The sequence below is a fragment of the Gallintestinimicrobium propionicum genome (genome assembly GCF_025567525.1).
Classification (GTDB): Bacteria; Bacillota; Clostridia; order Lachnospirales; family Lachnospiraceae; genus Gallintestinimicrobium; species Gallintestinimicrobium propionicum.
This window is the reverse complement of record NZ_JAOQJY010000005.1, coordinates 56019-78780: the sequence shown is the minus strand read 5'-3', so window position 1 is coordinate 78780 and position 22762 is coordinate 56019. Positions and strand designations below refer to the sequence as shown.

The 22762-nt window shown below is 49.4% G+C and carries 33 protein-coding genes and 1 tRNA gene; all 34 read right to left on the bottom strand.

From position 1 onward, the window contains the following. Positions 1-11: 11 nt before the first annotated feature. The 34 genes from OCV62_RS05325 to OCV62_RS05160 all read right to left on the bottom strand — a co-directional run bounded on the left by OCV62_RS05325 (position 12) and on the right by OCV62_RS05160 (position 22723). The gene (locus tag OCV62_RS05325; RefSeq protein ID WP_262585501.1) at positions 12-3521 is read right to left on the bottom strand and encodes a coiled-coil domain-containing protein; all 3510 of its coding nucleotides are present in this window, start codon (positions 3519-3521) and stop codon (positions 12-14) included. Then, the gene (locus tag OCV62_RS05320) at positions 3521-3883 is read right to left on the bottom strand and encodes a hypothetical protein (RefSeq protein ID WP_262585500.1); all 363 of its coding nucleotides are present in this window, start codon (positions 3881-3883) and stop codon (positions 3521-3523) included. Before OCV62_RS05320 ends, OCV62_RS05325 begins: the two co-directional genes overlap by 1 nt. Before the next feature lie 17 nt (positions 3884-3900). Next, positions 3901-4374, bottom strand: coding sequence for a hypothetical protein (locus OCV62_RS05315; protein ID WP_262585499.1), 474 nt, complete (start codon positions 4372-4374; stop codon positions 3901-3903). A gap of 15 nt (positions 4375-4389) precedes the next feature. Then, the gene (locus tag OCV62_RS05310) at positions 4390-4803 is read right to left on the bottom strand and encodes a phage tail protein (protein ID WP_262585498.1); all 414 of its coding nucleotides are present in this window, start codon (positions 4801-4803) and stop codon (positions 4390-4392) included. Between the two features lie 14 nt (positions 4804-4817). Further along, a complete protein-coding gene (locus OCV62_RS05305) occupies positions 4818-5186 on the bottom strand; it encodes a hypothetical protein (protein WP_262585497.1) in 369 nt (122 codons plus the stop codon). Further along, positions 5183-5707, bottom strand: a complete 525-nt coding sequence (locus OCV62_RS05300; RefSeq protein ID WP_262585579.1) for an HK97-gp10 family putative phage morphogenesis protein — start codon at positions 5705-5707, stop codon at positions 5183-5185. Before OCV62_RS05300 ends, OCV62_RS05305 begins: the two co-directional genes overlap by 4 nt. Further along, the gene (locus tag OCV62_RS05295; RefSeq protein WP_262585496.1) at positions 5697-6083 is read right to left on the bottom strand and encodes a hypothetical protein; all 387 of its coding nucleotides are present in this window, start codon (positions 6081-6083) and stop codon (positions 5697-5699) included. Before OCV62_RS05295 ends, OCV62_RS05300 begins: the two co-directional genes overlap by 11 nt. Continuing rightward, positions 6055-6378, bottom strand: a complete 324-nt coding sequence (locus OCV62_RS05290) for a phage head-tail connector protein (protein ID WP_262585495.1) — start codon at positions 6376-6378, stop codon at positions 6055-6057. Before OCV62_RS05290 ends, OCV62_RS05295 begins: the two co-directional genes overlap by 29 nt. After that, on the bottom strand, positions 6378-6620 hold the full coding sequence (locus tag OCV62_RS05285) for a Rho termination factor N-terminal domain-containing protein (protein ID WP_262585494.1): 243 nt from the start codon (positions 6618-6620) through the stop codon (positions 6378-6380). Before OCV62_RS05285 ends, OCV62_RS05290 begins: the two co-directional genes overlap by 1 nt. Before the next feature lies 1 nt (position 6621). Then, positions 6622-7554 carry a hypothetical protein gene (locus tag OCV62_RS05280; RefSeq protein WP_262585493.1) on the bottom strand — a complete coding sequence of 311 codons (933 nt, stop codon included), beginning with the start codon at positions 7552-7554 and terminating at the stop codon, positions 6622-6624. A gap of 25 nt (positions 7555-7579) precedes the next feature. Next, positions 7580-8218, bottom strand: coding sequence for a DUF4355 domain-containing protein (locus OCV62_RS05275; RefSeq protein WP_262585492.1), 639 nt, complete (start codon positions 8216-8218; stop codon positions 7580-7582). A gap of 144 nt (positions 8219-8362) precedes the next feature. Continuing rightward, positions 8363-8530: a hypothetical protein gene (locus OCV62_RS05270; protein WP_262585491.1), complete on the bottom strand. Its 168-nt coding sequence runs from the start codon at positions 8528-8530 to the stop codon at positions 8363-8365. A 32-nt stretch (positions 8531-8562) separates the two neighbouring features. Beyond that, positions 8563-8883 (bottom strand): DUF4406 domain-containing protein, encoded by a 321-nt coding sequence (locus OCV62_RS05265; RefSeq protein WP_262585490.1) that lies wholly within the window; start codon positions 8881-8883, stop codon positions 8563-8565. Positions 8884-8895: 12 nt separating this feature from the next. Next, a complete protein-coding gene (locus tag OCV62_RS05260; RefSeq protein ID WP_262585489.1) occupies positions 8896-9159 on the bottom strand; it encodes a DUF6275 family protein in 264 nt (87 codons plus the stop codon). Between the two features lie 65 nt (positions 9160-9224). Beyond that, on the bottom strand, positions 9225-9383 hold the full coding sequence (locus tag OCV62_RS05255; RefSeq protein ID WP_262585488.1) for a hypothetical protein: 159 nt from the start codon (positions 9381-9383) through the stop codon (positions 9225-9227). Beyond that, positions 9355-10968, bottom strand: a complete 1614-nt coding sequence (locus OCV62_RS05250; RefSeq protein WP_262585487.1) for a minor capsid protein — start codon at positions 10966-10968, stop codon at positions 9355-9357. The genes OCV62_RS05255 and OCV62_RS05250 overlap by 29 nt, the downstream gene beginning before the upstream one ends. Beyond that, positions 10961-12346 (bottom strand): phage portal protein, encoded by a 1386-nt coding sequence (locus tag OCV62_RS05245; protein ID WP_262585486.1) that lies wholly within the window; start codon positions 12344-12346, stop codon positions 10961-10963. The genes OCV62_RS05250 and OCV62_RS05245 overlap by 8 nt, the downstream gene beginning before the upstream one ends. A gap of 15 nt (positions 12347-12361) precedes the next feature. Further along, entirely contained in the window at positions 12362-13729 is a 1368-nt protein-coding gene (locus OCV62_RS05240; protein WP_262585485.1) for a PBSX family phage terminase large subunit, read from the bottom strand. Next, positions 13716-14594, bottom strand: coding sequence for a terminase small subunit (locus tag OCV62_RS05235; protein ID WP_262585484.1), 879 nt, complete (start codon positions 14592-14594; stop codon positions 13716-13718). Before OCV62_RS05235 ends, OCV62_RS05240 begins: the two co-directional genes overlap by 14 nt. Positions 14595-14705: 111 nt before the next feature. After that, positions 14706-14777: transfer RNA gene (locus tag OCV62_RS05230), tRNA-Met, on the bottom strand. Positions 14778-14809: 32 nt separating this feature from the next. After that, positions 14810-15217, bottom strand: a complete 408-nt coding sequence (locus tag OCV62_RS05225; protein WP_262585483.1) for a type II toxin-antitoxin system HicB family antitoxin — start codon at positions 15215-15217, stop codon at positions 14810-14812. Between the two features lie 27 nt (positions 15218-15244). Continuing rightward, the gene (locus OCV62_RS05220; protein ID WP_262585482.1) at positions 15245-15433 is read right to left on the bottom strand and encodes a type II toxin-antitoxin system HicA family toxin; all 189 of its coding nucleotides are present in this window, start codon (positions 15431-15433) and stop codon (positions 15245-15247) included. Positions 15434-15630: 197 nt separating this feature from the next. Then, entirely contained in the window at positions 15631-16047 is a 417-nt protein-coding gene (locus tag OCV62_RS05215; protein WP_262585481.1) for an RNA polymerase sigma factor sigma-70 region 4 domain-containing protein, read from the bottom strand. 33 nt (positions 16048-16080) lie between these two features. Next, the gene (locus OCV62_RS05210) at positions 16081-16404 is read right to left on the bottom strand and encodes a hypothetical protein (RefSeq protein WP_262585480.1); all 324 of its coding nucleotides are present in this window, start codon (positions 16402-16404) and stop codon (positions 16081-16083) included. Then, on the bottom strand, positions 16401-16850 hold the full coding sequence (locus tag OCV62_RS05205; RefSeq protein WP_262585479.1) for a hypothetical protein: 450 nt from the start codon (positions 16848-16850) through the stop codon (positions 16401-16403). The genes OCV62_RS05210 and OCV62_RS05205 overlap by 4 nt, the downstream gene beginning before the upstream one ends. A gap of 16 nt (positions 16851-16866) precedes the next feature. Then, positions 16867-16989, bottom strand: a complete 123-nt coding sequence (locus OCV62_RS05200) for a hypothetical protein (protein WP_262585478.1) — start codon at positions 16987-16989, stop codon at positions 16867-16869. Then, a complete protein-coding gene (locus OCV62_RS05195) occupies positions 16989-17177 on the bottom strand; it encodes a hypothetical protein (RefSeq protein ID WP_262585477.1) in 189 nt (62 codons plus the stop codon). The genes OCV62_RS05200 and OCV62_RS05195 overlap by 1 nt, the downstream gene beginning before the upstream one ends. After that, positions 17174-17359 (bottom strand): hypothetical protein, encoded by a 186-nt coding sequence (locus OCV62_RS05190; RefSeq protein ID WP_262585476.1) that lies wholly within the window; start codon positions 17357-17359, stop codon positions 17174-17176. The genes OCV62_RS05195 and OCV62_RS05190 overlap by 4 nt, the downstream gene beginning before the upstream one ends. Next, positions 17356-17631 (bottom strand): hypothetical protein, encoded by a 276-nt coding sequence (locus OCV62_RS05185; protein ID WP_262585475.1) that lies wholly within the window; start codon positions 17629-17631, stop codon positions 17356-17358. The genes OCV62_RS05190 and OCV62_RS05185 overlap by 4 nt, the downstream gene beginning before the upstream one ends. Before the next feature lie 4 nt (positions 17632-17635). Then, positions 17636-18154, bottom strand: a complete 519-nt coding sequence (locus tag OCV62_RS05180; RefSeq protein WP_262585474.1) for an HNH endonuclease — start codon at positions 18152-18154, stop codon at positions 17636-17638. Next, positions 18081-19562: a hypothetical protein gene (locus OCV62_RS05175; RefSeq protein WP_262585473.1), complete on the bottom strand. Its 1482-nt coding sequence runs from the start codon at positions 19560-19562 to the stop codon at positions 18081-18083. Before OCV62_RS05175 ends, OCV62_RS05180 begins: the two co-directional genes overlap by 74 nt. A gap of 1 nt (position 19563) precedes the next feature. Next, positions 19564-21660 (bottom strand): PcfJ domain-containing protein, encoded by a 2097-nt coding sequence (locus OCV62_RS05170; RefSeq protein ID WP_262585472.1) that lies wholly within the window; start codon positions 21658-21660, stop codon positions 19564-19566. Next, entirely contained in the window at positions 21657-22229 is a 573-nt protein-coding gene (locus OCV62_RS05165; RefSeq protein WP_262585471.1) for a DUF7666 domain-containing protein, read from the bottom strand. Before OCV62_RS05165 ends, OCV62_RS05170 begins: the two co-directional genes overlap by 4 nt. Beyond that, entirely contained in the window at positions 22226-22723 is a 498-nt protein-coding gene (locus OCV62_RS05160) for a hypothetical protein (RefSeq protein WP_262585470.1), read from the bottom strand. The genes OCV62_RS05165 and OCV62_RS05160 overlap by 4 nt, the downstream gene beginning before the upstream one ends. Positions 22724-22762: the final 39 nt, after the last annotated feature.

Sequence of the window (22762 nt, the reverse complement as noted above, 5' to 3'; positions counted from 1 at the left end):
TTCGCGCCCCGTTATGTGAATACAACCCCGTTTCTTGCTTCTCTTTCCCGCATGGCTTTAATGCCCTCTGCGGTATCAAAGACAATTTCAGGGTCCCGATCGTTGATCTTTTCCAGCAGTTCGATCACCCGCACCAGCAGTTCTGCCAATACTTCGTTACCGTTTGCAACGCCCGCCGTAATACCATCGACAATTTGATCGCTGTTTGCGACCGCCGGTCTTCTTCCGATGCGCCCAACCATTTCGGGTCCCGCTTCGTTTGCAATAAACAGGCTGCCTCGATCCGGAAAACCGCCATCTTCAAATCTCGGAATGCGACCAAAAGAAACGTTTCTGACCTGAAAATCAAAGTCAAGCATCTTTCCAAGCGGGGATTCGTTTAACTTAGACAGCAAATCATTTATGCCATCCAGCGCAGTATTCAACATGCTTTCCAACGAAGAAATTACATTGTTCAGTACATCAACTACCTTGTTTGCAAGTCCCTTAAAGCCCTCGTAAATTCCATTTTTCAGGTTTTCCCCGAGCTTTTGCCAACGTTCTTTTGTAAACCACGGTGCAACATGCTCGTCCCACCATTTCTGGATGTCCGTTTTCCACTGCAGAACAGTTTCGTCCCATTTCTTTTTGAAAGACGTTTTTATGTTTTCCAGCATCATCTTCCATTTTTCAGTGTCAAACCAAGGTTTTACATGTTCGTCCCACCATGTAACGATAGCGGTATTCGACCACCAGTCTACAAGTTCATCCCACTTGGTCTCAAAACTTATTCTGATGTTTTCCAACAATTCCGACCATTTTTCTTCGGAGAACCACGGTGTTACGTTTTCTTCCCACCATGTATAAATTGCTGTGTTTTGCCACCAGTCCACAATTTCAGCCCATTTGGTTTCAAAACTGGTCTTCACATTTGTAAAAAGCTCTGTCCACTTTTCTTCTGTGAACCACGGTGCAACTTCGCTTTCATACCAGTTCGAGAATTTATCGCCAAGATCATTAAACCATTGATCCCACTCTGCCTGATCCGCTTCCCGGCTTGCGCGGTTGTTCGCCTGCCATTCCAGAAACTTATTTTTCCACTCTTCGACCCAGCTAAAATCAGCATTTTCATACGGATTATAAGCGTCGTTCTCGCCCTGAATGTTTCCAACTCCGGTCGAGTCATGCCCGTAAATCGCCCAAGGACTGTTTGCACGTTCCTGCCGATTCTTTGAATGGAATGCTTTCCAGCCGTTTTCTTGAATGTACTCAATATCTTTTTTCCAGTTCTCGTATGCTTCCACACCGATCATGGTTACGGTAATGCCCAGCGTAATCCAACCGAGCCCTTTTAGCACAGGCAAGGTTCCCTGTAAGAATTTGATTGCATTGTACGCAGCAGAACCTACCTTAAAAGCAAGCACAGATGCCTTAAATGCAATAAATGCTTTCGCAAGATTTTCGATTCCTCTCGCAACGTCTTCCGGCTGGATTTTATCCATCCAGTCCGCCAGATGGTCCAGAAAATTGTTCAGTGTTTCGCTATTCAGAAAATTCGCTGTCAGGTTGGACAGCTTTTCCAGAAAGATCAGCAGTCCTTCGCCAACTGTTTCTGCAAATGGTTCCAGTCGATCCCAGAAATCAGATAAATTTTGCCGAATTTGCGCCCAGTTTACTTTATCGTTAAATTCTTTCAGGATCCGAAGAAGATCAGGCAGCCCTTTTTCAATCGTCCATTCCCCCAGCGGCAAAAGCACCTGCACATAGAAATCCGATATCACACCGGACAATGCGCCAAACACGGGAATCAAAGACTTTGTGTACTGTGCGATCATCTCCATCAATGGCTTAAAGTTCAAGCCTGCCGACCATTCCACGGTAGCGTCTGCAGCCTGCCGGATATTGTAAATAATTACCGCAAAAATATCGCGGATGTTTTCCAGCGTTCTCAGTCCTGCGTTGTTTGCGTTCCACGCTTCGCGGAAATTTTTCGCCAGATTTCCGACCACCAGACCGATATCCCCGATAATATGCAGGATATCCGCAAACATGGCGATTGTGGCTTCCTGGTTCCACATCGTCAGAAAATCTCGTTCGATGTCCTGCACCAGCTTTTTGACCTCATCCAACGCATACTTCCAGGAATCCATTACGAACTGACCTTCCCGGTTCCATGCTTCTTTCAGAGGTGCAAATAATTTCGAAAAGAAATCTTTGATCTTGCCCGCCAGGTCTTTGTACTTGTTTTCGATTGGAACTTCTTCGAACATGTCGCCCGGATTCAGCCCGCCGGATGCTCCAGAACCAGATTGCTTCTGGATCACATTCAGCTCGTCGATTCCGAGTGTGGCATCTTTCGCAGCTGCACCCGTCTTTTTCAGGCTCGCTGCATAGTCTTTATAGGCATTCGTTGCCTTTATGACAGTGCCTTTTCCGGTCAGTGCTGCGAACAGCTGTCCGATCGCCGTTACCGCCATCGTTGCAAGTTCGATGATCTTAATCAGAGCCGGGGCAAGCGCTTCCAGCAAAGGTGCTGCTGCCGCTGCGACCGCATTTTGCAACTGCCCCAATGCAGACCACAAACCGGATAACGCCACGTTGGCTTCGTTGCTGTACTGTGCAAGATTTTGAAATCCACTTCCCAATCCGCTAAACACGCCAGAAAATGCCCGCGACAGGATGGAAAACCGAAGTAGATTCGTGATCCTGCTCACATGCCTGGATAAGTTTCCCGTACTTGCACTGCAGCTATCAATCCGGCGTTTGGTCTTGGTAAATCCGCCGATAATTCCGCTGATTTTTGCATCCACTCTGGACAACAACCCAGATACTTTCTGCAACCCGTTCCGCCATTTTTCGAAGCCGTTGCCTTTTTCAGTCGCTTTTCCGGCAGCATCCAGCTGTGCCTGCGTCTGTGCTGCCTCGCCGGTCAGTCGTTCCAACTTCTCGTTGGCAAGCTGCAGTTCCCCGTTCAGCTTTTGCACTTCTGCGGTGCTTTCCGGATTCATCCGGGCAGTTTCGAGACGATTCTGTAAAGACAGTACCTTATCTTCCAGTTCATCGTATTCCGGATTCAGGGCGTCAATTTGTTTTTCGACTTCCTGTAATCCATATGGGGTAAGCCCCATAGCCTCCTGATCTCGTAAATCAGAGAGCTTATCCAGTAGCGGCTGCATCTGTTTGTCTACCGCTGCAAACTCTTTTTCTGCCGCCTTCAACTGCGCTTCCAGATTTGCAATGGTTGCATTTCTGGCGTTTCCAGACTGTAAATCAAGCAGTTTCCGCCGCAGGTTATCTATTTTAAAGCCCTGCTTGTCGATCGCTTCCTGCTGCCGCTTTAACTTCGCAGTAAGGTTGTCTACTGTCTTCTCGGCGTTCCCCGTGTTCGCCTTCCCGACGATGCTGTTCACGCGGGACATACAGCGGTCAACGATCGCTTCTGCTTTCTGGGTTTTCTGCGCGACTGCATCCATTTCTTTTTTGTATTTGGTTGCACTCGCCTCGATAATGACCTGCAGGCGTTCCAGTGTCGTCCCTGACATCAGCTTTCCTCCTTTCCGCTGTGCGCCTGCTGCCAGAGTCGGTTATGTTCCTCCGCAAATCTGCGCATTCTTTCGTTTCGTTTTATCAATTCTCGATCTACTTTTTCTGTTTCCGGGAATAATGTAGGGTAAAAATGTTGTACTGTACGGAAATCGCTGTCTTTTTCTCCCCACACCGCATCCCTGATCTGCAAAGCTAATACCTGAAGGCTCAAAGCCCGCACCTTAAATGCTTCGTCTTTTTCTTTCTGCCGTCGATCTTCGCGTCTGCGATAGGAATCGAACAGATCAACTACCTCAGCAAGACTGCATTCCCAGAAAAAAGACGGGCTATATCCCATGTCCAGAAACTTCGGATACAACTCGTCCAGTAACTCGCTTACAGTTCTTTGCGCATTTCCGCCAGTGACTCGGACATTTCCGCTGCCACCGATTTCGATAAAAAACCGCTCACCAGGAATACTTCCAGGTATACGTTGGTAAAGAAGCTCAGCAGGTCGCCGCCTCCCTGCTCGTATTTGTCATACAGTGACTCCATATCCTTTGCAGATACCTTATGCGTCCACGGCTTCATCGCCGTGTGTGCAACATCCAACATAACGGTCAGCGGTGGCATCCCACCCTTGAACGACATCAGCTCCATGATGGAGCCTTTATATTTCGCTTCCAGCTCTTTGACACCTGCAGTCTGCAGCTTTAACCTGTAAGTCTCTCCACCGACCTCCCAGATTGCAAAAGGATTTCTCTGCGGCGCTTTCTTTTCTTCCTGCACCGCAGCATTTTCTGTAGGCTGATAAGTTTCATTCTGCATAGGCATCTGCGAACCAGGTGTTGTATTTCCAAAAAAGTCCATTTATGTTGCCCTCCTTTACGCCGGATCGGTGAATGTAAGTTCGCTCTGCAGTGCCATCGTTACATCAAACTCAATAACGCCGTTGACGCCGCCGCCTGTTCTTTTCACAGAGGGCTGTGCCGCAAACTCGATTTTCGTTCCATCCGGATCAGTTTCCTCAAAATAATAGGTTTTCTTCGATGCTTCCATTTCGCGGAATTTGCGGTAAGAGCTTTCCGCCGAGCTGTTGTCGTACTTGAACTTATAGACCATATCGCCCGGATCACCGATGCCCATTTCATACTGTTTTACCTTGTCCTTTAAGGTAGTGTTTTCTACTTTTTCAGGATCAGAACCAATTTCAGGGATTTCCTTTAATCCTGCAAGGTCTGTATAGCTTGCTCCTTCTTTGGTTTCTTTGTAGCCTAAAGCTGCTCCATTTGCCAGCATTTCACATTCCTCCTTTAATAATTGTTACCGTTCCAATACACAATATCGGAATCCATGTCAATGATACCTTCATAACGCATCTGTTTATGTCGCATGCCGGATGGATCCGGGACATCGCTGCAGCCGGTTCGCACCAGCCCAAGCGCGGCAATGGCAGCATCTACAGCCTGCGCCATTCCCGATGTGCTCCCGCTATTCCAGATATCAATCCGGTAACGAACAGATGCTTTATCTTCCTTGTTTGCGGTACGCTCATACACCCTGTTTTCCTCTTCGGTGTACTGGATCGCCGGAAGATCCACCCAAGATGTCGGGTATACATCTGACACGTTGTCGCACACCGCCTGCAGCGCCGCAAACACTTCGTCTTTTACATTTTTCACAGTTTCCTTACCTCTTTTCTCAGATCGGCGGACAAGCGCCGGATAATCTCGCCCTCGTTGTTTTTCAACGCCGGGTACATAAACGGGCGCGCTGCCTGCCCTCTGGTGTAATATCCGATTACCTTGTCGCCGTCTCTGGCAATTCCAAAGCCATAGGCCTGCGCCGCTTCCACGGACATTGCATCCGCCGGTATCACCCAACCGCGCTGTTTGTACACCGGTTGCACATCCGGAGATATTCCGGCGTGGTGGGCTTCTCCGTTTGGACCCGTACCAAACTCCACATATGACGCATACCCTTTGTTGGTGTAGCAGATCGCAACCATCCGATCAGAGTATGTTTCCATTTGTGTCAGGATGCTCTGCCGTAGCTCACCGCCGCCGCTTCCAAAACGTCTTACAGGCGCCTCTTCTTTCGCTGCAGCTTGCACAAGCGCAATTTGTCTGCCGAGGCTTCCACGCAGCCCGGCTGGAAGCCGGGATAACTCAGACATCTGCCTGCTCAGATCCTCAAATTCCACCTTCAAATCTGCGTTCCACCTCCAACACAAGATGTCCATAAGGATAAACCGCCACGACTTTATAATCCGGTTCCTGATCCGGCGCGGAATAAATACAGATACCGTCGTTCACGGACACGGAGAAGCCGTCATCAAACTCGTACCGTACTTCTCCGTTCTCCATAATCTCCCGATAGTCTCCATCAAGGCGTAAATTCCGGATGTTCGGCAAACGGATTCCGTAACGTTCCGCCTGCAGCTTTCCTCCACCTGCCCACATTTCCGCAAAAAAAGAAGACGGCGTGCCATATTCGATCGTGGTCACGCCCTCCTTATCTTTTACCGGAATCGCACGCCTGTGATTGCATTCAATCAGTCGGTTCCGTCTCAGTCTCATAGACCCGTCCTCCTACTCTTGCCAGCCTGTACCGGTTCAGGATGTCATATATTTGCTTCGGTGCATTATCGAAGCTGTAGGATTCGCCGGATGCGCTCCGGCTGCTCTCACCCTCTGTCCCGAGCCGGTTATATGCAATCAGCGCCAGTTCACGGACGGTATTATCAAGCTGCGGGATCATCCGTGTTCTGTTCGTGTAGGACAGGACAAACTGTTCTGCATCCTCCAGCAGTACGGTCAAAATAACGCCGTCCTTTTCTCCGGTAAGAACCTGCAGTTTTTCGATGTTGTCCATCAGATCACATCCTTTAATACTGCCAGAAGTTCCTCTTTATTCAGTCCAGAGGTTCCATCCAGCCCTTTCCTTTTTGCCAGCGCACGCAGCGCGGAAACACTCATTTCTTCCAGCGCTTCCGTCTGCTCTTCGCTTTCTTCCTGCGGTACAGGGTCCATTTCCTCGTATCCTTCCGCTTTCAGTTTCCGGATTCTTGCAGGATCATCGGTTTCCCGCTCCACATTTTTAAAGATCAGCCGCATATCAACCCTCCGCGTCTTTGATGTTCAGGAAGATGCTGTCCAGTTTGTTATCCAGTACCCAGATGTCATGGAATCGTCTGTAATCCATCTGCCATGCGTTCAGTTTCTGGTTTGTCATAGGATCAAAGATTCTCATCACATCCTGTTTGGTAACTGCAATCGGCGTAGTTCTGGGGCAAATAAAGAAGTTCAGGTCTTTTGCAGCATCACCTTTATTGTAACCGCCAATTTCCTGCCCGACAGTCTTACCGTCCAGAATCTTAATAGCGCTGTACATCCGGTTGGATGGTGTGGAAATGATCGGCACGCCATCCACAGAAGGTACCTGCGTATCAATGCCGCCCTTAGCAAATGTCACCGACGTAATCTTTCCTGCAAGTTCCAACTCCAGCTCCATAATAAAGTCAGGGGTTGCGTGGCATACCAAAGGACCATTATACAGGTCTCTTACTGCCTTAATACCCTCTTTCAGTTTTCTCAGCGCAGAAGTGCTTGCAGCGCCCGGGGTATAGCCGTATTCGATCATGCCCGCTTTCTTTGCGGTAATTGTTTCTGTTGCAATTTTAGAAATACGGTATGCGTCGATTTCCGGAATTACAAAAGTTCTCTGAAATTCCCCCATAACTGCGGCTGCAGTGGTCACAAAATTGTTTTCGTCGACATCCATCGGGTCAAGCTGGAACATTCTTCCTCTGTCCTGCGTCATTTTCCTGGTTTCGTATTCCAGAGTAACGCCGCCCTGCTGGTAGCCGTTGTCTCTGTCGTAATCCGCAAGCCCCTGCACAGACATCTTCGGAATCTTGATCTCCGCGCCGCCGCTGTACTTAACCTGTCCTGCGTTTCCGTCCATCCATCCGGTTACAGCTTCTCTCACTGCAGCTTTATCCAGAGTCTTCTGGAACAGTGTTGCAGTCGCTAATGTGTTAATTGCCATTCTTTATTTCCCTTTCCTTTCCGGGTTAGTACCCCATCATAATTTTTTCAACCTGCGCAGCCAGATCATCGCCCTGATCACCTGCCTTTTTCGGCGGTTTCCCGCCTTTCAGCTTTTCTTCTACCGCAGCTTCCACGGCTTCCTGAAACGCTTTTTCGACCGCTGCCATAGAGGATTTACAGCTTTCCGCATCCGTATAGTTCAAAATTTCTGCCAAACCGAGTGGCAACTTTTTCTCGGTAAGGGTATTTTTTGCTTCTGCCATAAGCTCCCGTTTGGTAATGCTTGCTTCCCGGTCTGCAAGCTCCTTTTCTTGCTTCTGTGCCAGATACTGTGCTTTTTCCTCTTTTGTCATTTTGGAGAGCTTTTCTGCTTCGGACAGCTTATCATTCGTCAGCAGTTCCCATTTCTCACGGGCGTTTCCTACTGCCGTTTCAACCGCCTTATTCACTCTGCGGTCAAACTCTGCCTGATTTCCATTTTTCAGGAAATCGTCAAAGCTCTGCCCACTGCTCCCGCTTCCTCCATCGCCTGTACCACTTCCATCCGATCCGCTTCCGGAACCACCGCCGTTTCCGTCTCCGGCACCAGCACCGTCTCCCTCCGCAAAAAACTGAATATTCAGTGGGTATTTGCATACTGCTTTTGCAAATCTGTTTTTCATTCCTCATCCTTTCCGCCCAGTCTATTCGCTTACACGCCCGGACCATTCGTTTATTGGATCCCCCGGTTCTTTAACGCCTGCCGGGAAAAGGCATAAAAAATAAGACGCTTCACCCTGCGTCCCAGAGGGAGATGTTTGGATCACCTATTCCTTTCCCCTGCCTGCTGCCTTCTCAGTTTCCTTTACCGCCTCAGCAACGCCGTCATGGATCAGATGCTCTGCTCTTTCTTTATCTACTTCCAGAACAGTTCCGACTTCAATGATCTCTTTCAGTCTGATGTCGCTGTAACGTTTGATACATTTCACTTTCACCGCTCTCACCTCCCTCCGTTGCGTTGGCGCAATTATTCTTCGTAAATGACATCTAATCCATAGGCTACTGCTGCATCATGCTCTAATCTGCATCCTCTGGCATTTTCCCATCCTTTACAGAAATATGCAGCATGGCACAAGCTCATATTCTCCAAGGATTTTGCAAGAAAGCATAAAGGAATCTGCACGACTCCGCGTTCTTCCATTTTTTCTTTGCTATACCATTCATCTGTAAAAAGGGTATTTACAATTTCATATCCCTTTTCTTTTAATGCATTGATTGCTTTTTCTCTGGTTGCAATAATTTCTGCGTCAGTCTTTCCAGCCATTGGCTGTGATAACATTGCCTTCATGTTCTTCTCCTCCTACATTTTAAAACACTGATTTTCAAATTTCTTATAAGCATCCAAATATAGTTCCTTTTTATCGCCGTTGTATGTCAGTTCGTAGTACATGCCATCCGGAACTGTAGTGCTAAGCAGTGCTTTGTTGTTCTGTAATGCCTTGCAACTCCACACTAAATAAACGTCATTTACATGTATCTGTTGCCGATCTGTCTTATCCATATGTGCATTGGTGTACTCAGCTACCTTTGCTTTACACAGTCTTAAAAATTCTTCATTTTCCATGTTGCTCTTCCTCTCTTTCTTAAAAATGGGTATAAAAATACCACCGGTCTTTTGACTGGTGGTATTTACTCCTTATGATTTTTGCATTCCATACAAATCCGCTTGTAGTCCGGTATACATACAACTTCCTTTGGTACTCCCCAGTCAGGAAGCAGCCCCTCGACATTCATATGGATGTCATAGCATACCGTATCATCAATCTGCTTTTTCAGGATTGGGCACATGACTGTTCTTTCCCGCATACTTTTCTACAACCTCCCTGATTTTTAAGGTATTTCCATCAAACTCTCTGCTCGAAAAAGATGTTCTGATGTTCTTGTTTTCTACATCCACATACGTTGCCCCGTCTTTGCCGTAATAATTTACAAACCTGCCATTCCATCTGGTAAGCGACACATCAGATTCCTTTATAAATCGCTCCGCCTCTTCACGACTGACCATGTGGGCACGCTCTGCATTAATGTGATCCGTATCATAGGTATATCCAGAAACATCCAGCTTTTCAGGGTTTACTTTTGCAACTCCTTTTATTCCGGCTTCTTTCAGCGCTGTTTGGACATCGTAATCCTGCCGGGTGTTCCCCGGATGTTTTTTCAGGTACGCCTTTAAGGATTTAAGCTCTTTCCATTTCTCAGGTTCATTATACTTCAAATTCTGGAATTCATCCAGATTTTTCGGTATGTCGTCGCCGATGATTGCCCGATACCGTTCGAGCTGCTTCCGGTCAGAATATCGGTTTCTGATCTTCTTTTCATTCAGCTCCGCTTCCGGATTTCCGACTACATAGGTCTGATACCATTGATCGTATGTCATGCCGGCAGGCACATGGATTTCTTTTCCGGTCACCGGATCGATTGCCCTGCGGGTAAGCCGGGCTAAATCTTCGTCGCTCAGTGCCGCTGTAGTAGTTGACCTGCACCACGGATGCATCGGCGGAGCGTTTACGCCTGTCTGCTGATCCGCAACCCTGAATACTTTGCCGTCCAGCTCCCGGCAGATTTTTGATGTCCGTAAATCCAGCGTTGCCAGATACCGATAATACTCAATTTCGGAGTCCTCATAGCTTAACATGTCCATCTGGGTACATAGATAACAGGATTCTGTCCGGATCAGTCGTCTTGCATAGCTTGCGCCCACAGCAAAGCGCTGCGCAAATACCTCTGCCGCTTCCCGGTCTGTCCTTCCCGTTACCAGGCTTAACAGTAATTCCTGTTTCAGGTCGTCAGCAAGCTTCCGGGTGTTGCCCCATATTCGCTCGGAGTAGTTTGCACCGCTCCACCGGCTGTTAATAACACGCTCTATCATCTTCTGGGAGATATACCCAAAGGAATAGGCAAGACCGGTCTGTTTTTGCAGATCGTACACGGAATGATAATAGGCATCTGCTGCCAGCTCTAAATACCACGCTTCGTGCTCGATCTGCTCTTGTTTATAGATGTTCTGCATGACCTGATCCAGATTGCCATACATCCGCTGCAGCCGTTCCAGTCTCGCCCGGTATGCCGGGGCTTCCAACTCCGTAAGGAGCTGTTTGCGCTTTTCGCTGTCCCCGTCTTCTGTCGCCTGCCTCAACAGCTGTTTTAATTCGTCGATATCTCCCGGCGTTCTGATCTGGTTCAGAAGCCGTCTTGCATCCGCTTCGCTTAGACCGTTCTGCTTCCGGTACCGTTCAAATATTGTATCCATCTTCCCGGCAAAATACCGGGATGCCTGCAGATACAGCTTTGCGATGCTACCCGCCCGCTCTTCCGCTCCAGCCATATACTCAAACATCTGCTGCGCTTTCCGACGTTCCCAGTAATCACTCATCTACATCATCCTTTGACGGTGTGTCCGGCGGCGTATTGCTGCCCAGTCCAAACATGGCTTGCTGCTTTTCCAGATTCTCCTGCTCTTCTTTTTCCACAGCTTCCAGCTCTTCGTCCACATCATTCACAAAAGGAACCTGAGACAGCAACGTTTTCCGGCTTACCTTACCCCACAGGTTACTTACGATCTGGCTAATTTCCAGCAGGTTCTTCGGCATTGCGCGGGTAAAGGTCGGCGTAATACCTGTAATATCTACCGCAATCCCCTTTTTTGAGAGGAAATTGGCAAAAATACGGAGCCGCTTACGCAGCCCCTTGCGGTAATACCTCGTTTTAATCTTCGTAATGTTTTCCATCCCCAGGAGCTTAAACTCCATCGCTACGCCCGACACATTGCCGCCAAACGATTCATCGGACATGCACGGAATATGGGAAAATTTGTGGATGTCCTGCTCGATTGCCTTTTTCAAGATCTCAACACCGGATTCGTCAAACGTCCGCGTGATGTATTCCGCCCTCGCATCTGCAGGCATTTCCAGCAGCTTATCTTCTTTTAACCGCTGCGGCGCTGTCCTACCGTCTGCATCTTTTCCCTCTTCGTCCCCCAGCATAAAGCCATACAGGGCAAGGATCGCATCTACAAACTGCTCTTTATCCGTCACACGGTCGGACATCAGAGCGTTGTACGCGTCGATAAGTGGGATCTGCAGCTCATAGTCCCCAATGCCAAGCTTGTTGTTTTGGTATGCAACGATCGGCACTTCGTCCATGTAGTGCGGTTCTGGCTCTTCCAGCAGCGCCTGTGGTCCTTCGATATCCTCGATGTCCAGCACATAGCGGAAATTCTTCGTAACGACGGTGGCGACATATATAATTTTTGTATCGTGCCCGTCGTCCTTGCGAATGGAGTAGTACACCGCAAACAGCTCATTTTCTTCGATGCTGTCGTCGTATACCATAAAGGTATTTTCCGGGGACAGATTCTTTATAATCAGGTCGGTTTCGCCCTCTTTTGCGTAAATATACTCAAAGGCAAGTCCATAAATGGACAAATCCAAACCGTTATCCCCGTCCGCCTCATCTGCCCCGGCAAGTTCCAGCGGCTCCGTCAGTGCAGCGATGTCTGCACTGCTCTTGTAGGATACCGGATTCCCAATAAAATAACTGGATGCCGTGTCCGCAATGTCCTTTGCATGGTTACACACCAGCTTATTTTTGCGCTCCGCTTCATCCAGTATCTTATGCTCACCTTCATAATACCTTTTCTTTTTTGCAAGCTTCTCTCTAAACTTCTGATGCTTCATAATCAACAGCCGGATTGCCTGCTTGTCCGGCGCTGTTTCGTCCCACTTGTCCGCGGGCATTGTAAACTTATACATCCATATCACCTCGCTTTAATTAAAGCCGTATTTTGCTTTATTTTTCACACGCCCTGTCCGCTTACTCAGAATTGTATACACAAAATATCTTACTGCGTCCATCGCGTGGTCATTTTCTTTTACCGGTCTGTCCTCGCCCAGCTGTGCTGCTTTTTCATCCCAGATGTAGGATCCAAATTCCATGATCGTATTGATGCAGGTATCGCAAAATACCAGCAAGCCCATGTTAAGCATGGAGGCAACCTCTCGTATGCCATCCTCCACATCGTTGTCTGCTTTCAGGACACGATATCCACGTTTCCTCAGTTCCGCGATAAAAGAAGCGGCTGCCGGGTCTACAATCACTGCTCTGATCGGGACGCCATCCAGCCACTTTTCAAAATCATCTGCATATTCTCCATCTGTTTTCTGTTTCCCTTTCGCACGCCCGGAATAATAATATTCCCGAACGCAGTACCATTTCCCGTTGTTGCCCTTGTTCCATAGTAAAAAAACAGTTGCGTTTTGCGTACCATAGTCGCAGCTTACATATCGCCCGCCGTCTTTCAGACACCGGAAGAAATCTGTTATCTTCTGTACATGCTTATCAGCGTCAAACATGTCATAGATAATTCCTTCCGCCATTGCCCACAAGCCTAAAATGTAGCGTTTGAAAAACACGCCGGTGTACATACTGCGGTACCTGGCTTTGATCTCTTCTGACAGGCTCAAATTGTCGTCCATCGTAAAGTGGACATACAAGATATTTTTTAGCCCTGCTTCCAGCCCTTTTGCTGCGGCTTCCGCCCTGACCTTCGCTGTCTTCTCTCTGCCGAGATATCCGGTCGATTTATTGATCCAGTTTATTTTAAACCAGTGATACGGACCGTCTGGGTTACAGTTAAACCAGTATTTTGACCCTTGTACAGAGCAGCGTCCGGTTGCCTGATTTACAAAGCTTTCCGGCATTAACGCCACTTCATCAAAAAAAACACCCGCCAGCGTAATGCCCTGAATCAGGTCTTGTGATCGTTCATCCTTGCCGCCGAAAATATAAAAATAGTTCTCCACAGCCCCGCGTCTGATAATCACCAGGTTATCCGCCCTGTGATCTGAGACCTGATACCCGCGGCTTTTCAGCATCAGCTTCAACCAAAACAGAACGTTTCGTCTGAATGAACCGATCGTCTTGCCACACATGGCAAAATTCTGTCCGTTAAACGTATCCATTGCCCAGATCGCAAAGGACAGCGACATGCTCACTGTCTTGCCGGATCTGATTGCGCCATCTGCAATGATCCCGTCATAACCCTTTACCGGGGAATCCGGGCACCACCAATTCAGGATTTTTCGCTGCTTTTGCGAAAACGGCTTGAATTGGAAAAAACGCTTAATCTGCCTCATCCGACCAGTCCTCCCCTGCGGTTCCATTCAGTGCCGCAAGGAAACCATCGTCTGCTGCCGCATCCTCATCTTCTGCGACATTTGTCTTCGCTTTCAGGACAGCGATCCGGGCGCGCTGCTCTTCCGTTGCCAGATCCATATGATCCGTCAGCCAATTCATTGCCTTCATCCGGTCCATCAGTTTCACACTTGCACCATCTTTCCCTTGCTTGACTTCGGCAATAAGCGTCCCATCCACATCCGTTGATTCCCTGAATTTTACCACGTTTATTTCTTTTGTCAGCGGAATTTTTTCTCCCGTCTTTTCATCCGTCACCGTGATCGGCCCAAACGCCCCCATTACTGGAACGGTTTCACGCCCAAACGAAACATAATCCGTCATATCCGCAAATGCAATATCCATATACTTCTGAAAAATATCATGCTCATCCAAAAGCTCGCGGTTCAGACGGTTCTGTTTCAGCTTCATAATCTCATCCCGGATACAAGGATTTACAAGGAGACGGTATCCTTCCGAATTTGCGACATCATAGCTGCTGCCATATGCTTTCTTATATGCTTTTGTAGCGTTGAAGCACCGAACATAATATAAGCAGAAAAGCCTTTGTTTATCTGTTAAATCAGCATTTTCCAATACTTGACCAACATCTTCCGCAACGGCTCTTTTACTCTTTTCTTTGGTTGCAACCTTTTTCCCTTTTGGTTGCAACTTTTTTTCTTCAAGGTTGCAACCTTTTTTCCAGTATCTCGACGCCCAGGACTTGACCGTCGAAAGACTTACCCCATACTTTTCAGCGATCTCCTTATACTTCATTCCTTCCTGATAATCCCGAAAAGCCTGTTCTCTTACTTTCTCACTTTTCACCTCACCACCTCTCAATTCATTTACAAATAAAATCCTTCCGGACTTTTGACAGCCCTTAACAGCATTCCGCTAGGAGGATCAAGGAGAAACCAATGTTGGCACGTTGGCCAGTGGACCATGCAGGAATCGAACCTGCGACCGACCGGTTATGAGCCGGATGATCTGCCACTGATCTAATGGTCCAGATTTTTAGGGAAAAAGAAAGAAGCAGGTTGTTATGCCTGCTTCTGTAATCCGTTTAATTTTTTCATAAGGGCTTCCTGCAATACCTGTGAAAAATTGATGTTTTCACGCACGGCAGCTTCGTTCAGCCACTCCGGAATTGTTAATGTCTTTTTTACCGCTTTTGAAGAATGTCTTCTGCGATATTCTGCCATATCAAATTCTACAATGATAAGCGTTCCATCCTCTGCATCCACACGATCCAGCGGAGACGCTTCTGGAATAACTTCTCCCGCATCTTCCATTGTGCTTAAGGACAATCCCAACGCATCCACTGCCATCTCATACGCGTCCTGCATGTCATCCCCTTGTGTCATACACTCTGGAATATCCGGAAAGCTTACCCAGAACCCACCTTCCTCCGCTTTATGAAAAACTGCCGGATAAAATAACCTTTCCATATATAACCTCCATTTCAGGTGGCAGGGCTATTTCAGCCCCGCCTGTTTCAATATTGCCTGCTCCAATCCCTTTTTCAGGTCTTTGGAGTGATAAGGAACGACTACGGTTCTGCCGCTATCCTGATTTCTCATTTTAACGTGAGAACCATTCTGGCTGAGAATAACATACCCAGCTTTTTGCAGGAAACTTATCATTTCCTTTGGTGTCATTGGCATCTTTTGTATCTCCTTTCCTTATCATGGTTATATTGTAACACGTATTTATACGTATGTCAATGGTTGATATACAAAAATACCCAGCCGTTTGACTGGGTATCCTGCAGAAATCATCATTTTCAGGGGAAGTAAATTCTTTCACTGCTTGCAGTATATACTATAACATTTTAAAACCGAAAAAAGCGAAAAAAACGAAATTATTTCATGAAATTTGTAAATTCCATTCTTACACTATCCCCCGTTGCCTTCCTCCCCATCTTCACAGCCACCTCCTCCCAGGTCAGCTCTTCGAGGAATTTCCACCGGATGATCCGCTGCATCCGCGCCGGGATCGTCAGCATCCACTCTTCCACGTTCAGCTTAATCTTCTCTGCGTTCGCTTTCCGGCGCTCCAGCAAGCCTTCGTCCCACCGAAGCGCACTGTCGTCTGCATAGGTAAATGTCGTCCCTTCGATCTTGAAATGCTGCGGCTGGTACGGGAAATCCGGATTGCTCCCGCTTACATTCGTCTGGATGATTGTCTTGCGCTTTTTCTTTAATGCCCGGATGTCCCGTTCTGTCTCCTGGACCAGCGCACATGCATCTATGTAGTCGTTTAGGATGTTTTTATCCATCGGTGCCACCTTCTTTCTCATCCATTTGCTTACTTAAAAATCAAACCTATCTTTCGTGTACTGCACATAATCCTCCTCGCTAAGGTACAGGTACAACCTCAACGACCTCGATCCATCCTCGTACACCTTCCCTACCGCAATGATCCGGCTGGATTCATCGCAGGCGTAAACATCTTTTTCTAAAAATTTTTTCTCCCTGCGTTCCCCGTCCATCTCGTATATAACAATCGCTCCACCGTCCACAGCCATATAATTTATTACCGGACAAATTATGGTAATGTCCCTTCCATAATCGTAGCACCCGCTTAAAAATACTGTCATTGCCATCGCAACCGCTATTGCTCTTATCTTTTTCATAAGCTTCCGCCTCCCATAAATGTCCTCATCATTTGTTTTTTCCACCCTGCAAGTTCCTCCGTTGTCTCCAATCCTTCACAGGTTCCTCGTTCGCCTGCTGCCATGTTTGATATATCTCCACCTGTTATCGGATTCCACGCTCTATCATCTATATAGACATCTGCTCCCACCTTCCGGCAGTCCCCTCCGAAAAATTCAATTCTTTCCGGAAGATTTTCATTCACGGTGTCAAATTTCAAACCATGTCCCTGACACCACTCTACTGCCTTCTGAAGCGGCTCCCCGCTCCGGCAGGTCCACAGGATTACTTTATCTCCCTGCTGCCTGCGTCCGACCAGATAACCGATCAGCTCCTGATTCGGTTCCCCGATTTCCGGCCACCTGTTTTCACACAGCGTCCCGTCGAAATCTACAGCATATGCCTTGCTCATTTCCTTTTGTTCCATCTTTTTCCAAGATCTCCTATCTCATAAACATCATGTTCCCACCGCCGTCCAGCCCATAGTTCGCGATTGACCAGAACAGAAGCATAAAATACAATATCATCATAACTGTGACAATCAGTATCACTTTCCATGTTTTCATTATCGCCCCCATCCGTACCCGTAGATATCCGGGTACATCCCGTTTTCCATCATTGATTCCATGTACCTCTCATACGCCTGTCCATCATCGTGTCCGATAAACCACGCCGCTTTGCCGCATAAAGTCCAAAGTAAAGCTCCTGTCACGATTGCTGCCAGAATCACGACCAACACATCTTTCAGATTCATGTGCGTTTCGCCTCCCCTGCCAGCACGACCTGGTACATTCCCTGCCATTTCATCCGCTCCCGCGCATAGCGGTTCACCCTTGCTTTCGGCAGCCCTATGAGCGTTTCAATTTCTGATGCCCGGTATATTCCCATATACCGCCCTCTCTTATAGATCTTGTATGCACATGCTGTCCCCCTCATCTCCTCCGCTCCTTTCCAAATTCCAGTGCAGGGAAGCGCCGCTTACTTTCTTTTACGTCCACTTCTTTCCCGCTGCTATCGCGCATCCCTGCTGCCTCCTGTACTCCTTTTCTCTTCTCCGTCCCATAAATCTCCGCATTTGTGATGCAACATCTGGTTCCCTTCGCGTTCTCGACGAGAACATGGTGCGGGTATTGTTTGATCACTGTTGCCCGGCGTTGCGGCGCAGTCTTTTGGTTTTCATCCTTCTGTGCCCATGCTTCTCGAATCATAATCTTATCTCCCGGTTTCAATTTTTTTACTGGTAACATCCTGCGCTTCCTCCTTTGTTTCCCAAAACACAAATCCTTCCGGCGGTACCGTCCTGCTGCCTGGCTGTACTTTTTCAATCTCTTTCCCGGCATCACCCCAATCTGCAGACAAATGCTTTTTTTCATTTACGCTGTCTTTCCGATATATGACCTTTTCCCGCGTCCATCCGGGATACATCCGCCGCATCCGCTTTTCAAGCATCCTTATCATTTCCTTCCGGTTATCAAGATTCCCGTTATCGAGCATCTGATGGTGCCAGACGCACCCAAGCACTCCATTCTGCTCCACTCCCATCCCCAGCTGAGAACGCGGGACGATATGCATGATCTGCAGTGCCGTCCGGCAGTAGGCCGGGTCTTCCGGCGGCTCATATCCGGCCGCGCAGAAGACGCAGGTTTCATTATCACGCTTATGTATCGCTTTCCGGTCTTTCGCTGTAAATTCCAGCTGCCGCGTCAGCTTCTTTTTCACTCTCTTCTTCATCCTTTCTGCCCTCTTCTGTTTCTTTTCCCATCTGGTCGATGCTCATCTGTCCCGGTATCTCTTCCGGCGGCGCTGGAAGGATCTCAAACTGCAGCGCAACATATCCTGGCACCAGCCCACCGTGGTCGTTTATCAGGTGCGTTATCCTGATATCTATCTCTGCGCCGGTCTGCTCCCCATCCTTCTGATGCTGCAGTCGCACTGTATTTCCGACCCGGTACGGGTCATGAGTGCGTAGGATCAAAAAACGCTGTCCTTTCCGGATGTCTGTCATCATGTTCGTCCCCATCGGATAGGTATAGACTGCGTCCTCCGGCGGCAGCTCTATGTGGCGGGGTTCCTTTTTCTCCGGTTCTTTCCAGGTTTCGGAGTTCCTCTTCTGCTCCCCTCGTGGCAGGCGCTCCGGCCCGATTTCTTCCGGTACTTCCGTTTCAATTTCTTCGGATTCCGTTTCAATTTCTTCGGATTCCGTTTCAATTTCTTCCAGATTCGTTCCGTTCTGCCCTGCTGCCGGGTTATTTTCTTCCGTGACCGCTGGGCTGACGCGGGACGTTTTCCTGCTTTCCGGTTGCACCGGTGCAACTCCCGGCATTTCTGCGCCGTACACGGTTTCCCAGCTCTCTTCGGCGCTGTCGCTGCCCATCAGCAGGTCAAACGCTGCCTCCATGTCATCCCATCCATATCCCTGCTTCTCGCCGCTTCGCACGTTTACCAAAACCATATCTCTGTCTGCACCTTTGAGCGACAGCATCAGCCTTCCAACTCCGTGGATACGAGCGCTGTGCATCCCTTCTCCTGCCGGCGCCATGATCTCCATGACCTCTTTTGCCAGCTGCTCCACGCTGTCCGTCCCCATGTATGTCTCCCACAGCTTACAGTACAGCGCCGGAATGTCCTGCCCCAGTTTCCACAGTACCCGCTGGAGGTCATTTTCCAGACGGTCGTAGATGTCTTCCCGCTCCTCCATCAAAATCTCGAGATCCGTGGTCTTTTCCTCTTCCGCCACCTCCGCTCGGATCGCCTGAATATCAGATTTGCTATAGTCCGGGCTGATCTCCTCGTTGATCCACTCCGGGAGCATCAGCATGATGGACAGCTTTGCCCGTCCCATGCCCCTGTACTGTTCCTGCAGACGCGGTGCGTACCCGCCTTCTGCGAACCGGTCGTTGATCGCGATAAACCTTGATACTGCCGACTTGTCCAACCCATACTCCCTCTCTGCAAACTCATTGACCGTTGCATATCCGGATTCCTGCAGCACCGCCGTGTCCCGCGCTACCTTTAAAAGATAGCCGATCTTTACAAACCCTTCCTCGACTTCCTCCACCACGGTATCCATCGTCTGCTTAAAATCCGCATAATTCCCATATTCCAGAGCCTTTTTCCCGTATTCAATCAATTCTCCCACTTCACACTGCCTCCATAAAATCTTCCATAAGCCCCTGCAGGACTCTTGTATTGTTCTTTTCCCTCAGCTCCTGAAGGTTTTCTTCCCGCTTTACAGCGCTGATCTTTGCCAGCTCCCGTTCGGATGCCGTCAGGCGCTTTTTGATAACCTTCTGCCACTCACGCAAAAAACCCCGCACATTCTCGATCCCCGTCTCCTCATCCAGATAGGTTCTGTGCTGTCGGATGGTGCCGCCCGGCTCCACCTCCAGCGTGTAATACGGCACGTCCGGCGCGGACGTTTTCCGGAGGAAGAACACGTAAGTTTCCCGATTCCGGATCCGCTCAAAATACCGGTCCGAAGAGCCTGCGCAATGATGCAGCGCATTTCCTTCCACCGCGATGTCCACCAGCCTGCGGGGGACGAGCACCATGTACTCTTCTCCGGTGTATTCGTAGATCTTGCGGACTACTTCCAGATTATCTTCCGCGCCGGGGTATTTGCCCGCCATCTCTTGCGCTTTTTTCTCCCACGCTTCCCGGTTCTGTGCGATATTATCCAGAATCTCCTGCTGCCTGATCTCCTCCACAGCCTCATCGTGACGGCGCTTTAACTGGCGCGGCCGGCTTACCATCTCATCAGATAGGTCTTTCCCCAATCTCCGACACATACTCAGATAGTCCCGATGCTGTTCAATAACGCTTCTTATCGATTTTCCCGGGTAGGATTCCGCCTGCTGCCTTATGATGTAATTTTTAAATTTCAGCAGCGACATTCCTCCGGGGATCTGCCCCGGCGATACCTTTTCCTGCAGCACCCATTCCAGTGCTTCCTTCGGCAGTTTCTCTTTTGTCTCTTCTGACCAGCGCAGCCACTCCAGCATCGCTTCCCCGCCATCCGCATCCCGCAGGCGGTTGATCTTCTGGCGGTCCTCCAGTCTCAGCACCTCTTCCGCCGTCTTCCCGTCCAGGTCCAGCGTCCCGCTGTAGGAACAGAAAAACAGGCTGATCCACTCGGTGGTTTCTTCCAGCAGCCTGTAAAACCTGCCTTTTGCCAGATACTCCACCACGCTGTGCATCCGTCTGTCGGCGCATGCCATCATCCGGTTATAGTCCGCGCAGATCCCTGCGGCAGCCATCCACTCCATGATTCCCGTCCAGTCCTCATATTCCGTATCCACAAGACATTCTCGAATGCCCTGTGGATACAGGTAACACTTCCCCATCCGACGATTTGCTGGGTTGCTTTTGTCAAAGCACACGCCCTTATCATCCCTGCCCCAGCAGTTATACCGGATCTGGCATATGTATTTTTTATGCCCTCGCAGCGGCATGACCCGCACGCCCTCCGACAGGTGGACGTGCTCCCCGTCCGCTGTCCACTCCATCCTGATGTCAAAATGCCTGCACACCGACATGTCTGCACCCATATCCTGCATCAGGCACACCTTCCCGCGCTCCATGATCTTTCCTGTCCGCCGTTTGACCTGCGCCTGCACTCCGCAGGAAGGGCACACCGACATGTCATTGTGTTTTCCCGGCACGTTTTTGGCATCAGACCTGCCCCCGCAGGCGGTACAGGCATATTGTTTTTTCCCCTTGTCCCAAAAAAGATAATGCTTCCCGCCGCCTGCTGCCTTTAACGCCCAGTCCCGGAAGTCTTCCGGGGGCTTCGGGGCGCGTTCCTGTAGCCTGCGTTCCCTCTCCATGCGGCGCTCCTCTTTCTTTTCCCTCTGATCCCTGCCGTAGTCTGTTTCCACATCGTCGATTAGCACAAGCCCCTCTGTCCAGTTCCTCCATGTTTTCCCGTCCAGTGCCTTTTTAATCAGGGCGCGGGATTCCGGCGGGTCGTACTTTAAAGTTTTCTCAACGGATCGTCCGTTGTCGTACCAGTCCAGCCCGCCTGCTGCCCGGTGGGCTTTCATCACTGACCACTCCCCGGTCTTTGCGTCCCATGTCTCATATTCTCCGGTGTCCGTGTTCATACAGTATCGGCAGGTCAGATCCTTATCCCGGTACATGTTCAGGATCAGGATGTTCTCCACGTTCTGCACGGTAACCACTTTCCCTTTCTTTTTGGTCTTTATCGGCGTTTCCCGCAATACCAGCCGTCTTTTCATTCGTTTTTTACCACCTTTCCGTTTTTGATCGCGTACCACACATCCGGCAGGATGTCCCCGCCGACCTCGAATACTTTCGCCGCCTCAAACTGCCCCTTTTTGGGTTCTTTCAGCAGCGCCAGCACACTCCCCGCCGACCCCTTTACTTTCGGGTCCTTCCCACGGGCAATGGCGATCGCGCCGGCCCCCTGCCCTCTGGCAGCATCCTCCGCCACGTCCAGCAGCCTCCCCTTACGCTTCCAGTCTCGCTCCGGGAAGCTCACCATATACATACATGCCGCCGATGCGATCTGTTTTGTATTCAGTTCCCGGACGATGTGCATTTTTGTACAGGCAATCTGGACGGATCCGTCCTCATCGATGCTCCCTCTGGCTTCTACCTGACAGTACCGGTTCCCGTTTCCCAGCGGATACCATCTCAGGCAGTCCAGGACATACTCTGCGCAGTGCATCCCTGTCCGCGCCGTCTTTGAGCTATCCTCCTCCAACACGTCTCCCACATGGTACTGCTTTTTTCCGCTCCCGAAGCTTGCGGTAAAATCCGGCGCAAATCCCTTGTATGCGATCATTTTCCCGCCCCCGTGTAGTATTCCGTGATGATGCGGCGCGCCCGCGCCATCCCGGGGATGCCCAGCTTGACCGGATAGCCCTGCTTGATACCTGCTGCCTTTACGATCTTCTCATCCACATTTTTTGCATTTTTAAAACTCCATACAAGCAGCTTCGCAATGCACCCCCGCAGGCTCTTCTCTTTTTTCCGGACTGCTTCCGCCGTCTCCGGGTGCTCCGCGCACTGGATACGGATATAGGTCAGCCAGTCCTCCATGATCTCCTGCGGCTCCAGCTCTGCTGCTTCTACCTTTAATTTTCCAAGCGCTGCCATGATGGGTGTGCACAGCTCCGGCGCTGCGCCGTCTATGTAGTCCTCTGCATCCTCCCGGTCAATTCCGTTTTCTTCTGCGATGCCATAGATTGCATCGATATCTCCTTCCGCCAGTTGTGCGGCGGCGGCACGGTTCAATTCTTCCGCAGAGTCAAATTCTCCGAATTTTTCAAACAACATTCCGATCCCTCCTTGCGGGGCAGTCTGCCCCGCTGTGTA

Excerpts from the sequence above, each read along its gene's own strand:
- OCV62_RS05325 (WP_262585501.1), bottom strand. The coding sequence starts at position 3,521 with ATGTCAGGGACGACACTGGAACGCCTGCAGGTCATTATCGAGGCGAGT.
- OCV62_RS05315 (WP_262585499.1), bottom strand. The coding sequence starts at position 4,374 with ATGGACTTTTTTGGAAATACAACACCTGGTTCGCAGATGCCTATGCAG.
- OCV62_RS05310 (WP_262585498.1), bottom strand. The coding sequence starts at position 4,803 with ATGCTGGCAAATGGAGCAGCTTTAGGCTACAAAGAAACCAAAGAAGGA.
- OCV62_RS05295 (WP_262585496.1), bottom strand. The coding sequence starts at position 6,083 with ATGAGACTGAGACGGAACCGACTGATTGAATGCAATCACAGGCGTGCG.
- OCV62_RS05290 (WP_262585495.1), bottom strand. The coding sequence starts at position 6,378 with ATGGACAACATCGAAAAACTGCAGGTTCTTACCGGAGAAAAGGACGGC.
- OCV62_RS05285 (WP_262585494.1), bottom strand. The coding sequence starts at position 6,620 with ATGCGGCTGATCTTTAAAAATGTGGAGCGGGAAACCGATGATCCTGCA.
- OCV62_RS05280 (WP_262585493.1), bottom strand. The coding sequence starts at position 7,554 with ATGGCAATTAACACATTAGCGACTGCAACACTGTTCCAGAAGACTCTG.
- OCV62_RS05275 (WP_262585492.1), bottom strand. The coding sequence starts at position 8,218 with ATGAAAAACAGATTTGCAAAAGCAGTATGCAAATACCCACTGAATATT.
- OCV62_RS05265 (WP_262585490.1), bottom strand. The coding sequence starts at position 8,883 with ATGAAGGCAATGTTATCACAGCCAATGGCTGGAAAGACTGACGCAGAA.
- OCV62_RS05260 (WP_262585489.1), bottom strand. The coding sequence starts at position 9,159 with ATGGAAAATGAAGAATTTTTAAGACTGTGTAAAGCAAAGGTAGCTGAG.
- OCV62_RS05255 (WP_262585488.1), bottom strand. The coding sequence starts at position 9,383 with ATGTGCCCAATCCTGAAAAAGCAGATTGATGATACGGTATGCTATGAC.
- OCV62_RS05250 (WP_262585487.1), bottom strand. The coding sequence starts at position 10,968 with ATGAGTGATTACTGGGAACGTCGGAAAGCGCAGCAGATGTTTGAGTAT.
- OCV62_RS05245 (WP_262585486.1), bottom strand. The coding sequence starts at position 12,346 with ATGTATAAGTTTACAATGCCCGCGGACAAGTGGGACGAAACAGCGCCG.
- OCV62_RS05240 (WP_262585485.1), bottom strand. The coding sequence starts at position 13,729 with ATGAGGCAGATTAAGCGTTTTTTCCAATTCAAGCCGTTTTCGCAAAAG.
- OCV62_RS05225 (WP_262585483.1), bottom strand. The coding sequence starts at position 15,217 with ATGGAAAGGTTATTTTATCCGGCAGTTTTTCATAAAGCGGAGGAAGGT.
- OCV62_RS05220 (WP_262585482.1), bottom strand. The coding sequence starts at position 15,433 with ATGCCAATGACACCAAAGGAAATGATAAGTTTCCTGCAAAAAGCTGGG.
- OCV62_RS05215 (WP_262585481.1), bottom strand. The coding sequence starts at position 16,047 with ATGGATAAAAACATCCTAAACGACTACATAGATGCATGTGCGCTGGTC.
- OCV62_RS05210 (WP_262585480.1), bottom strand. The coding sequence starts at position 16,404 with ATGAAAAAGATAAGAGCAATAGCGGTTGCGATGGCAATGACAGTATTT.
- OCV62_RS05205 (WP_262585479.1), bottom strand. The coding sequence starts at position 16,850 with ATGGAACAAAAGGAAATGAGCAAGGCATATGCTGTAGATTTCGACGGG.
- OCV62_RS05200 (WP_262585478.1), bottom strand. The coding sequence starts at position 16,989 with ATGAAAACATGGAAAGTGATACTGATTGTCACAGTTATGATGATATTG.
- OCV62_RS05195 (WP_262585477.1), bottom strand. The coding sequence starts at position 17,177 with ATGAATCTGAAAGATGTGTTGGTCGTGATTCTGGCAGCAATCGTGACA.
- OCV62_RS05190 (WP_262585476.1), bottom strand. The coding sequence starts at position 17,359 with ATGAGGGGGACAGCATGTGCATACAAGATCTATAAGAGAGGGCGGTAT.
- OCV62_RS05185 (WP_262585475.1), bottom strand. The coding sequence starts at position 17,631 with ATGATTCGAGAAGCATGGGCACAGAAGGATGAAAACCAAAAGACTGCG.
- OCV62_RS05180 (WP_262585474.1), bottom strand. The coding sequence starts at position 18,154 with ATGAAGAAGAGAGTGAAAAAGAAGCTGACGCGGCAGCTGGAATTTACA.
- OCV62_RS05170 (WP_262585472.1), bottom strand. The coding sequence starts at position 21,660 with ATGAAAAGACGGCTGGTATTGCGGGAAACGCCGATAAAGACCAAAAAG.
- OCV62_RS05165 (WP_262585471.1), bottom strand. The coding sequence starts at position 22,229 with ATGATCGCATACAAGGGATTTGCGCCGGATTTTACCGCAAGCTTCGGG.
- OCV62_RS05160 (WP_262585470.1), bottom strand. The coding sequence starts at position 22,723 with ATGTTGTTTGAAAAATTCGGAGAATTTGACTCTGCGGAAGAATTGAAC.